Raw genomic sequence first — 9,146 nt, 5'->3', positions numbered from 1 at the left:
GCGGTGCCTTCCGTTGTGCGCTGGTCAGGCACGTCGGACGCCCGGGTGCGTTCGCATGTGCGGGCCGTACGGTGGGACCACGCGGTCCCCGACCGCTGGAGCAGCGCACGACCGGCCACTTCTGATCACCGCATCTGGAGTGACCCATTGGGTGTCGACCGCGAACGACGACTGCTCGACACGATCATCGAACTGGTCGGCGGTGCCACCGGTCCACGGGACCTCGCGGGCCGCCTGCAGCTCCTCGTGGACGAGTCGGCGGCGTTGTTCGACGTGCAGGCCGCCGGGCTGATGCTGTTCGGGTCGGACGACCGGTTGCACATCGCCGCCTCGGTGGGGCACCACAGCGGACTGCTCGAACTCCTGCAGCTCGAGGTCGGCGACGGACCCTGCCTCGAAGCCGCCCGGACGGGGACCGTGGTCTCGATCCCCGACGTCCTGGCCGCCGAGTCTCGATGGCCGCACTTCTCCCGGGCCGCTGCGGACGCCGGGTACCGCGCCGTCCACTCGATCCCGCTGCGGCTCCGGGCGACGGTCATCGGGTCGCTCAACCTGTTCGGCGAGTCCACGGGTGCGTTCAACGAGGACGACCTCGTCGCCGCGCGGGCACTGGCGGACATCGCCGCGATCTCGGTCGTGCAGCAGCGGACCATCGACGACGCCGTGACGACGCAGGCGCAGCTGCAGGCGGCACTCGAGAGCCGGACGGTCATCGAGCAGGCGAAGGGGTGGCTCGCCAACCGGAACGGCGTGGACCCGGCGACCGCGTTCTCGCTGCTGCGCGACCACGCGCGGCGGAACCGGCTCCCGGTCACCGAGGTCGCGCTGGCCGTGCTCGCCGGACGGACCGTCCTCGGTCAGCCGACGGAGCCGACGGAGCCGACCGATCCGCCGGACCCGCCCGACCCGCCGGACCCGCCGGGCCCGCCGGGCCCCCGCACCCGTCGCCGCGGGTAGCGTCCGGGACGCCCGACGTCACCGGATCATGTCGTCGATCGTCCGCATCGCCGTCGCGAAGATCGTCAGCACCGGGTTCACCCCGCCGTTCGTGACGTGCACCGACCCGTCGGCGACGCGCAGGTTGTCGTGTCCCCACACCCGGCCGAACGGATCGACGACCGACGTGCGCGGGTCGTCGCCCATGCGGAGGGTCCCGGCCTGGTGCTGCCCACCGCTCGTCCCGGTCAGCTCCCCGTGCATCTCGGCGACCCGCGTCGCACCCGCGGCTCGGAGCCAGTCCCCGCTCCGCGCACTGGTGTGGTCGCGGGCACGGGTGTCCTCCGGGTGCGGACCACCGCTGAACCGTGCGACGGGGACGCCCCACCGGTCGGTGACGGCGGGGTCGACGCGGACGCGGGAGTCGGCGGACGTGACCTCCTGGATCGGCCCCATCAGCCGCATGCTCCGGCGGGCGAGGTCGCGCATCCCGTGCTTGCTGTCGATGCCCGCACGGGGGAGGAGCCCGAAGCCGGTGAGGTACGCGTAGGTGTTCGACGGCGTCGCGACGAACTCGTCCGCGATGATCCCGCCGCCGATCTGCCCGGGGACGCCGTGCCGGAAGTCGGTCGTGGCGATGGACGGCCCGGGCCCGAGGCCGTCCTCGACGACGTCGTCGAAGATGCCCATCGCGCCGCCGTACCGGTGCCCCTGCAGGTGCCGTCCGACCTGGTCCCGGCCGTTGCCGAGCCCGTTCGGCTCCTGCTCGCTGCGGCTGTTGAGGAGGAGCCGAGCGGACTCCACCGCTCCCGCCGCGACGACGACCTCCGCCGCGTCGACGTCCGAACGCCAGTCCACGCCGTCGACCGTCCCGACGAGCGTGACCCCGACGACGCGGCCGGACCGGTCCGTCCGGATCCGCGCGGCCCGGGTCTCGAGGAGGACGGACGCGTTGCCGGTGGCGACGGCCCGGGGGAGCATCGTGTTCTGGCTGCCGTTCTTCGCGTCGACGGGGCAGGCGAACCCGACGCACATCCCGCACTGCTCGCACGCTCCCCGCCCGAGGAAGGGGACCGAGTTGACGAGCAGCGGGACGTGCACCGTCGACCAGCCGAGCTCGGTCGCGGCCCGCGCCAACCGCTCCCGCGCGGGCCCCGCCGCCACCGCCGGCATCGGCAGCGCCCGGGTGCGGGGACCGGCCCACGGACCGTCGCCGTCGCCGCTCACGCCGAGCTCCCACTCCGCCCGCTCGTACCAGGGCTCGAGGTCCGCGTAGCCGATCGGCCAGTCCGCCAGGGCACTGCCGTCCGGCACGCCGTGGTCGGTGGCCATCGTGAAGTCTCTCGGGGCGAACCGCCACGCCTGCGCGCCGTAGACCCTCGTGCCACCGCCAGCCGTGAAGGCGTTGTTGTGCCAGTCCCAGTCGGACGGCCGGGCGACCCGGTCTCCCTCGGGCGAGGCGATCACGCGCGGGTTGCCGAGGTCGACGGGACCGGACCGCGGTGCGAGCCCCCACGTCGACCGGGGATTGCGGATGTGGTCCTGCGCGAGGTCGGCGGTGCCCGGCCAGGACCCGGCCTCGACCACGAGGACGCGGCGCCCGGACTCGGCGAGCCCGCACGCCGCGACACCCCCACCGGCACCCGATCCGATGACGATCGCGTCGTACCGCTCGGCCAACTCCGCCGGGCGAACCACCACCGGCTGCGCCGTGGGCACCGGTACCGGGACACTCCACCCCGCCGGCGGCTCGGGCTGCCAGCCGACCATCTCCCACGAGCGTTCGCCGGCGTTGCCGCCGTTGCCCGCGTCGGCGTAGTAGCCGGCGGCGACGATCCCCGCGAACCACGCCCAGTCGGGGTCGTCGTCCTGGTCGTGGCCGTCCACGACCGCACGGATCCGGTCGAGCCAGTCCGGACGCTCGTCGAGGACCGACGCCAGGAACTCGAGCGCGCCGGCCTCGGACGCCGACGGGTACTCGTCGGCGGGCACGACCCGGTCGACGAGGGACTGCAGTCGGACGCGGTTGCGGTGGAGGAACACCTGCTGCGTCGAGTCGTCGGGATCGGTCATCCGGGGTCCTGCTCCTGCCGTCGTGCGCTCCGCTGCGCCTGCCGTGACGTCATCGTCCACGGTGCAACGCTAGACCGACGACTCCGCTGCGGTCGGTCCCGGCGACGTCGTCTCGGTGGCGACCCAGTTCGCGAGCAGTTGCAGGCCTTCGTGGGAGGGGGTGCCGGGCACGGCCGAGAACGCGAGGAGGGTCAGGCCGGGGTCCGACGCCGGTTCCATCGATTCGAAGGTCAGGTCGAGGTCGCCGACGACCGGGTGGTGGACGATCTTCCGTCCGGTCCGGTGCTCCTTGACGTCGTGGGCGCCCCAGAGCCGGCGGAACAGGTCACTGCGGGTGGAGAGTTCCCCGACCAACCCACTGAGCGCCGTGTCGTACGGCGAGCGACCGGCCTCTGCCCGCAGGATCGCCACGATCTGCCGGGCGTCGGCTTCCCAGCGCCGGTAGAAGGTCTGCGCTCGCGGGTCGAGGAACACGTAGCGGGCCGCGTTGACGGTCGTCTGCGGGTGCGTGAACATCTCCGAGAACAGCGCACGACCGAGTGCGTTCGTGGCGACCGCGTCGAGGCGGCCGTTCTGGACGAAGACCGGGACGCTCGACATCGCGTCGATGGTCTGCTGCACGGTGGGGCGCACCTGCGTGGTGCGCGCGATCGGACGACGGGCCCTCGGCCGGTCGCCGTCGTTCGCCGTCCGGACGAGGTCGAACAGGTGCCGGTGCTCGGCCTCGTCGAGTCGCAGGGCCCGTGCGATGCCGTCCAGGACGACGTCGGAGAACCCGGTCGCGTTGCCCCGTTCGAGTCGCTTGTAGTATTCGACGCTCATCCCGGCGAGGAGCGCGACCTCCTCACGTCGCAGCCCCGGAACCCGTCGACGGCCGCCGAAGTCCGGCAGCCCGACAGCCTGTGGCGTGAGCCGGGCCCGACGCGAGGTCAGGAACGCGCGGAGCTCGTCGCGGTTGTCCATGCCGACGACCATACGTCGCCGATCCGCGGCCAGAGGGTCAGCGTCGGTACCCCCACAGACGTGGCACCTCTCGACCGGCCGGTTCGGGTTTCACTGGAGGAGCAACAGCGCGACCGCGCAGCAGGAAGGCACCACCATGACTGACAACACCGTCTGGTTCATCACCGGAGCAGCCCGCGGGATGGGCGTCGACATCGCCCAGGCCGCACTCGACGCCGGTCACCGCGTCGTCGCCACCGCCCGTGACGCGGCCCGCGTCACCGAGGCACTCGGTGAGCACGACGACCTCCTCCCGCTCTCGCTCGACATCACCGACCCGGCAGCCGCGAACGACGCAGCCGCCGCCGCGGTCGAGCGGTTCGGCAGCATCGACGTCCTCGTGAACAACGCCGGCATGTTCTCCGCCGGCTACTTCGAGGAGATCAGCGACGAGCAGTACCGCCAGCAGATGGAGGTCAACTTCTTCGGCCCCCTCACCGTCACGCGCGCGATCCTGCCCGTGATGCGGCAGCAGCGCAGTGGCCGCGTGATCACGATCACCTCCACCGCCGGACTCATGGGGGTCGACTTCTGCTCCGCCTACGCGTCGTCGAAGTTCGCGCTCGAGGGGTGGATGGAGACCCTCCGCACCGACGTCGAACCGTTCGGCATCACCACGACGATCGTCGAGCCGGGCTTCTTCCGCACCGAGCTCCTGGTCGAAGGGTCCTCGACCATCTGGCCGGCACTGTCCATCGACGACTACGCCGCACGCACGACCGAGACCATCGCCGCCTGGAAGCGCATGAACGGGACCCAGGGCGGCGATCCGGCGAAGCTCGCCGCGGCACTGGTCCAGATCGCCGCGCTCCCCGAGCCCCCCGCGCGCTTCCTCGCCGGAGCCGACGCGGTGCAGACCGCCGAGGCCAAGGCCGCGATGCTGGTCGAACAGGCCGACGCGCACCGCGAGCTGTCGTCGTCCATGGACCACGACGCGTGACCAGTCGTCCGCGAAGGTCACCCTGTCAGGACATCCCTCCCGACCGCCATCGGTCGTAGCGTCGGACGCAGCGGGCACACGACCACCCGCCGAGAGAGGACGAACCCATGCCGCAGGAGATCCTGCCGAAGCAGCCCACCGCCAAGAACCCGCCGGAGCAGTTCGCCGGCGACGTGTGGGTCGACCCGATCGTCACCCCGCAGGACGGCGACCAGCGCGCGACGCTCGCGCTCGTGAAGTTCGCCCCCGGTGCCCGCACCGCCTGGCACTCCCACGCCCGCGGCCAGTTCCTCCGCGTCACCCAGGGCGTGGCGCGCTTCGGGACCCGCGACGGGAAGGTCGTGACCGCGCGTCCCGGTGACACCGTGTACGTCTCACCGGGCGAGGAGCACTTCCACGCCTCCGCCGAGGGCACCTTCATGGAACACTTCGCGATGCTCGAGAGCGCCGACGACCCGTCGACCACGACCACCTGGCTCGAGCACGTCTCCGACGACGACCTCGCGGGCCGGTGACCCGATGACGAACTGGGACGAGGACACCATCGCCGCGATCGCCGCGAGCGACGACCTCCACGTCAGCCCGTTCCGGGGGGACGGCACGACGTACGGCACGCCGACGTGGATCTGGTCCGTGGTCGTCGACGGCGAACTGTACGCCCGCGCCTACAACGGTCGGCGCTCCCGGTGGTACCGGGCCGCCGTCGAGCAGGGTGCCGGCAGGATCCGCGCCGCCGGGACCGAGCACGAGGCCGCCTTCGAGGCCGTCGGCCCCGACCTGAACAGCCGCATCGACGCCGCCTACGAGGCGAAGTACGCCGGCAGCCCGTACCTGCCCCCGATGCTGCAGGACGGACCGACCTCGGCGACCGTCCGGATCAATCCACGTTCATGAGCACGAACCACGACGACGTCAAGGAGTTCCTCGTCAGCCGGCGCGCCCGCGTCCGCCCCGAGCAGGTCGGCCTGCCCGCAGGAGCGAACCGGCGGGTCGCGGGCCTGCGCCGCGGCGAGGTGGCGATGCTCGCCGACGTGAGCGTCGAGTACTACTCCCGACTCGAGCGCGGCAGTCTCTCCGGGGTGTCCGAGAGCGTCCTGCACGCGATCGCCGGTGCGCTGCTCCTCGACGACGCCGAACGCGACCACCTGTTCGACCTCGCCCGTGCCGCGAACGCCTCGCCGGTGCGGGCCGCCCGCCGCCGGTCCACGACCCCGAAGACGCTGCGTCCCGGCTTGCAGTACGCGCTCGACGCCTTCACCGGGGGACCGGCGTTCATCCGCAACGACCGCCTCGACGTGCTCGGCGCGAACGCGCTCGGACGGGCCCTCTACGCCGACCTCTTCCGGAAGGCCGAGCGCCCGAACCTCGCCCGCGCAGCGTTCCTCGACCGCGAGTGGTCGGACGCGTTCTACCCGGACTGGGACCTCGCCGCCGACCAGAGCGTGGCGATCCTCCGGGCCGCCGCGGGGCACGACCCGCACGACCGGGAGCTGCAGGACCTCGTCGGCGAGCTCTCCACGCGCAGCCCCGAGTTCCGGACGAAGTGGGGTGCGCACGACGTCCGTCGGCACGGCACCGGCGAGAAGCACTTCGTGCACCCGGTCGTCGGCGCGCTCGACCTGCTGTTCGAGGGCTCCCGCCTGACGAGCGACCCGGCGCTGAGCTTCCTGCTCTACACGGCCGAACCGGGCTCGCCGACGGCGGATGCGCTCCGCCTGCTCGGATCCCTCGACGCCACCGAGCGCCGGGACGCGGCGCACGCCGCCGACCCCGCTGCGGCGGACGGACGCGCGTGACGACGGCTCGCTGACACCGGGTCGCGACGGGACCACCCAGCGGACGGGAGGCGCGGTGCCAGCCGGCACCGCGCCTCCCGTCCGTCACCGGTCGCGTCCCGCCCGTCCGGGACGTTCGGCCCTGGTCGACCCGGGCGGCGAGGGTTGGGATGGCGGTGGGTCCGTCCGGACCCGAACCGCCCCCGAGAGGCCTCGTCCATGGACAGCACCGACATCCCGACCACGAGCGCCCGCGCCGTTCCCCGGTCGACCTGGCACCAGCGTCACCACTCGACCCTGTCGCGGGGCGAGCGCGCCGCGGACGCCATGCGCAACGGGATGGGGAGCTGGGGGTTCGTCGGCGGATTCGTCGCGTTCATGCTCGTCTGGGCGGCGGTGAACACGGCCGCGGTCCGGTGGGACCCCTACCCGTACATCCTGCTGAACCTGTTCCTCTCGATGCTCGCCGGCCTGCAGGGCGCCATCCTGCTGATCGCCGCCAAACGGCAGGACGGCATCGCCGCCGCGCTGGCGCAGCACGACTTCGACACGAACGCGGCCGCGAAGGTGGACATCGAGGCGCTGCTCCGGATCAACCACCAGCAACTCGTGATGCTCGCCGAACTCCGCGCCCTCGTGACGTCGGTGGGCGATCCGCTGGTGCATGGTGCTCCTGCGCCGGAGGTGCCGGTGGGGTCCTGACCCTGCGTCCACTCGCCGGACGGGGACGGACCGCCCGCACGGACCATTCCGCGGGGTCGGTCGACGACCTGGCTCGCCCCGTGCACCTCGTCAGGGCCGGGACGAAGGACCCTGGCCGGCACCGTCACGGGTGGGTACCGTCGCTGGCCAGCACGCACCCGCCCGGAGCCCGACGCATCCGGCGACGAGGGCGCGCACCGACCCGAGGAGTGCCCCATGTCCGAGCACAGCGAAGCCGTCCGCCGGCCGACGATCGACCTCCGGGAAGCCGTCCGGTCGGTGGTCCGTGGGGCGGCGGACTTCACCGGTCGTGCCGTGCGACCCGAGTTCTGGTGGTTCTTCCTCTTCAGCGCCGTCGTCGGCACCGCGCTCGGTGCGGCGAACGTGGTGACGCCCGCAGGCACCGTGATGATCGGTTCGGCACTGTCCGGTGTGTGGTCGGTCGTCGTGCTCGTCCCGACCCTCGCCGTCACGGTGCGGCGGCTGCGGGACGCCGGTCGGCGGTGGCAGAACCTGTTCTGGCTGCTCCTGCCCGTCGTCGGGCCGATCATCCTCATCGTCCGGCTCTGCGAACCCAGCGTGGTCGCGGCGACGAACGGCCCGACGGAACCGTCGACCCTGCCACTGGACGGACAGGCGGTCCGACACTGAGCTCGGCAGACGGGCCCGAAGCGTCTGCACCGAGGAGGGTCCGCACGACAGCGTGCGGACCGTCGGACGGGAGGCGCGGTGCGGGCCCGCACCGCGCCTCCCGTCCATCGCGGAGCGAGACCACCGCGCACCCCGCGAGCGCAGCGTCCGACCGGCAGCGCCGATGGTCCGACCGAGGCGGTCCCGTCAGTCGGCCGACACCGGCACGACGACGACCGGCGTCGCCGACCGGTGCATCATCTCGCGCGCGACGGACCCGAAGAGCTCGCCGCCGATCGTGGTGCGGTGCCGCCGGCCGACGACGACCAGGGTCGCCTCGACGCCGGCCGCCGCGAGTGCTTCACCGGCGTCGCCCTCCCAGAGCGTGGAGCGGACGGACACGGCCGGCTCCCGCCGCGCGGCTTCGCGTTCGGCCTCGCCGAGCACCAGGCGCGCGGACTGCTCGTCGGTGCTCGACGCGTCCTCGAGCAGCGCGACGGGACGTGCCGCGACGGGCGCCGTCACGCGCCACGCGTGCACGACCCGGAGCGAACGCCCGGTCCGTCGGGCTTCGCGCAGGCCGAACGCGACCGCCGCCTCGGCGGTGTCGGCGTCGATGCCGACGACGACCGGACCGCTGCCCGGGGTCCAGTCGTCCGGTACGACGACGGTGGGCACGGGTGCCCTGGTCGCGATGCGCTCCGGGAGCGACCCCGTCAGCGCGGAGCGGACCCTGCGCGACCGGTGCGCCCCGATGACCAGGAGGTCCGCGTCGGCCGTGTCGTCCACGAGCGCGTCGGCGGCGAAGCCGCGTGCGACGGAGGTCTCGACGACGGTTCCCGGGGCGGTGCCGCGGACGAACGCCGCGGCCTCGGCGAGGCGCTCGCGCACGACGAGGACCTCGGTGTCGGCCGCCTCGAGCGCGTGCACGATCCGGACCCGCGCCGGGCTCTCGGCGGCGCGCTTCGCCGTCCACCGCAGTGCCGTCCAGCTGGCCTGGGACGCGTCGAGACCGACGAGGATCCGTTCGACGGACATGGTGTTCTCCTGCTCCTCCGGGACCGCGCGCACGCGGCGTGCGGTCTGCG

Annotated in this window: 10 protein-coding genes; 7 read left to right on the top strand and 3 right to left on the bottom strand. The window is 73.0% G+C overall.

The genetic code is table 11. The features are described from left to right. Positions 1–147 precede the first annotated feature (147 nt). Positions 148–957, top strand: a complete 810-nt coding sequence (locus BIV01_RS13775) for a GAF and ANTAR domain-containing protein (RefSeq protein ID WP_071303200.1) — start codon at positions 148–150, stop codon at positions 955–957. 18 nt (positions 958–975) lie between these two features. Here the strand turns inward: BIV01_RS13775 and BIV01_RS13770 are convergent, their stop codons facing one another. Continuing rightward, positions 976–3,009: a GMC oxidoreductase gene (locus BIV01_RS13770; RefSeq protein WP_083414042.1), complete on the bottom strand. Its 2,034-nt coding sequence runs from the start codon at positions 3,007–3,009 to the stop codon at positions 976–978. 69 nt (positions 3,010–3,078) lie between these two features. Further along, positions 3,079–3,972: a helix-turn-helix transcriptional regulator gene (locus BIV01_RS13765; RefSeq protein WP_071303211.1), complete on the bottom strand. Its 894-nt coding sequence runs from the start codon at positions 3,970–3,972 to the stop codon at positions 3,079–3,081. Positions 3,973–4,108: 136 nt separating this feature from the next. Between BIV01_RS13765 and BIV01_RS13760 the strand changes: the two genes are divergently transcribed. From BIV01_RS13760 to BIV01_RS13735, 6 genes are all read left to right on the top strand, one after another. Next, complete coding sequence (locus tag BIV01_RS13760) at positions 4,109–4,951, top strand: SDR family oxidoreductase (RefSeq protein WP_071303199.1); 843 nt, start codon at positions 4,109–4,111, stop codon at positions 4,949–4,951. Between the two features lie 107 nt (positions 4,952–5,058). Beyond that, the gene (locus BIV01_RS13755; protein ID WP_071303198.1) at positions 5,059–5,466 is read left to right on the top strand and encodes a (R)-mandelonitrile lyase; all 408 of its coding nucleotides are present in this window, start codon (positions 5,059–5,061) and stop codon (positions 5,464–5,466) included. 4 nt (positions 5,467–5,470) lie between these two features. Beyond that, entirely contained in the window at positions 5,471–5,845 is a 375-nt protein-coding gene (locus BIV01_RS13750) for a DUF2255 family protein (RefSeq protein ID WP_071303197.1), read from the top strand. Beyond that, positions 5,842–6,747, top strand: coding sequence for a helix-turn-helix transcriptional regulator (locus BIV01_RS13745; RefSeq protein WP_071303196.1), 906 nt, complete (start codon positions 5,842–5,844; stop codon positions 6,745–6,747). The genes BIV01_RS13750 and BIV01_RS13745 overlap by 4 nt, the downstream gene beginning before the upstream one ends. A 198-nt stretch (positions 6,748–6,945) precedes the next feature. Continuing rightward, positions 6,946–7,428 carry a DUF1003 domain-containing protein gene (locus BIV01_RS13740; protein ID WP_254791842.1) on the top strand — a complete coding sequence of 161 codons (483 nt, stop codon included), beginning with the start codon at positions 6,946–6,948 and terminating at the stop codon, positions 7,426–7,428. A gap of 216 nt (positions 7,429–7,644) precedes the next feature. Continuing rightward, positions 7,645–8,079: a DUF805 domain-containing protein gene (locus tag BIV01_RS13735; protein WP_083414041.1), complete on the top strand. Its 435-nt coding sequence runs from the start codon at positions 7,645–7,647 to the stop codon at positions 8,077–8,079. Positions 8,080–8,265: 186 nt separating this feature from the next. Here BIV01_RS13735 and BIV01_RS13730 read toward each other — a convergent pair whose 3' ends face one another. After that, positions 8,266–9,096, bottom strand: coding sequence for a universal stress protein (locus tag BIV01_RS13730; RefSeq protein ID WP_139199365.1), 831 nt, complete (start codon positions 9,094–9,096; stop codon positions 8,266–8,268). Positions 9,097–9,146: the final 50 nt, after the last annotated feature.

Origin of the sequence: Curtobacterium sp. MCBA15_013, assembly GCF_001865095.1 — a bacterium.
Lineage (GTDB): Bacteria > Actinomycetota > Actinomycetes > Actinomycetales > Microbacteriaceae > Curtobacterium.
The sequence above is the reverse complement of the archived record's forward strand: the minus strand, read 5'-3'. Positions and strand labels throughout refer to the sequence as shown.

What these genes read in the sequence shown, in the direction of transcription:
- BIV01_RS13735 (WP_083414041.1), top strand. Translation starts at nt 7,645, where the DNA reads ATGTCCGAGCACAGCGAAGCCGTCCGCCGGCCGACGATCGACCTCCGG.
- BIV01_RS13740 (WP_254791842.1), top strand. Translation starts at nt 6,946, where the DNA reads ATGGACAGCACCGACATCCCGACCACGAGCGCCCGCGCCGTTCCCCGG.
- BIV01_RS13760 (WP_071303199.1), top strand. Translation starts at nt 4,109, where the DNA reads ATGACTGACAACACCGTCTGGTTCATCACCGGAGCAGCCCGCGGGATG.
- BIV01_RS13730 (WP_139199365.1), bottom strand. Translation starts at nt 9,096, where the DNA reads ATGTCCGTCGAACGGATCCTCGTCGGTCTCGACGCGTCCCAGGCCAGC.
- BIV01_RS13750 (WP_071303197.1), top strand. Translation starts at nt 5,471, where the DNA reads ATGACGAACTGGGACGAGGACACCATCGCCGCGATCGCCGCGAGCGAC.
- BIV01_RS13745 (WP_071303196.1), top strand. Translation starts at nt 5,842, where the DNA reads ATGAGCACGAACCACGACGACGTCAAGGAGTTCCTCGTCAGCCGGCGC.
- BIV01_RS13755 (WP_071303198.1), top strand. Translation starts at nt 5,059, where the DNA reads ATGCCGCAGGAGATCCTGCCGAAGCAGCCCACCGCCAAGAACCCGCCG.
- BIV01_RS13770 (WP_083414042.1), bottom strand. Translation starts at nt 3,009, where the DNA reads ATGACCGATCCCGACGACTCGACGCAGCAGGTGTTCCTCCACCGCAAC.
- BIV01_RS13765 (WP_071303211.1), bottom strand. Translation starts at nt 3,972, where the DNA reads ATGGACAACCGCGACGAGCTCCGCGCGTTCCTGACCTCGCGTCGGGCC.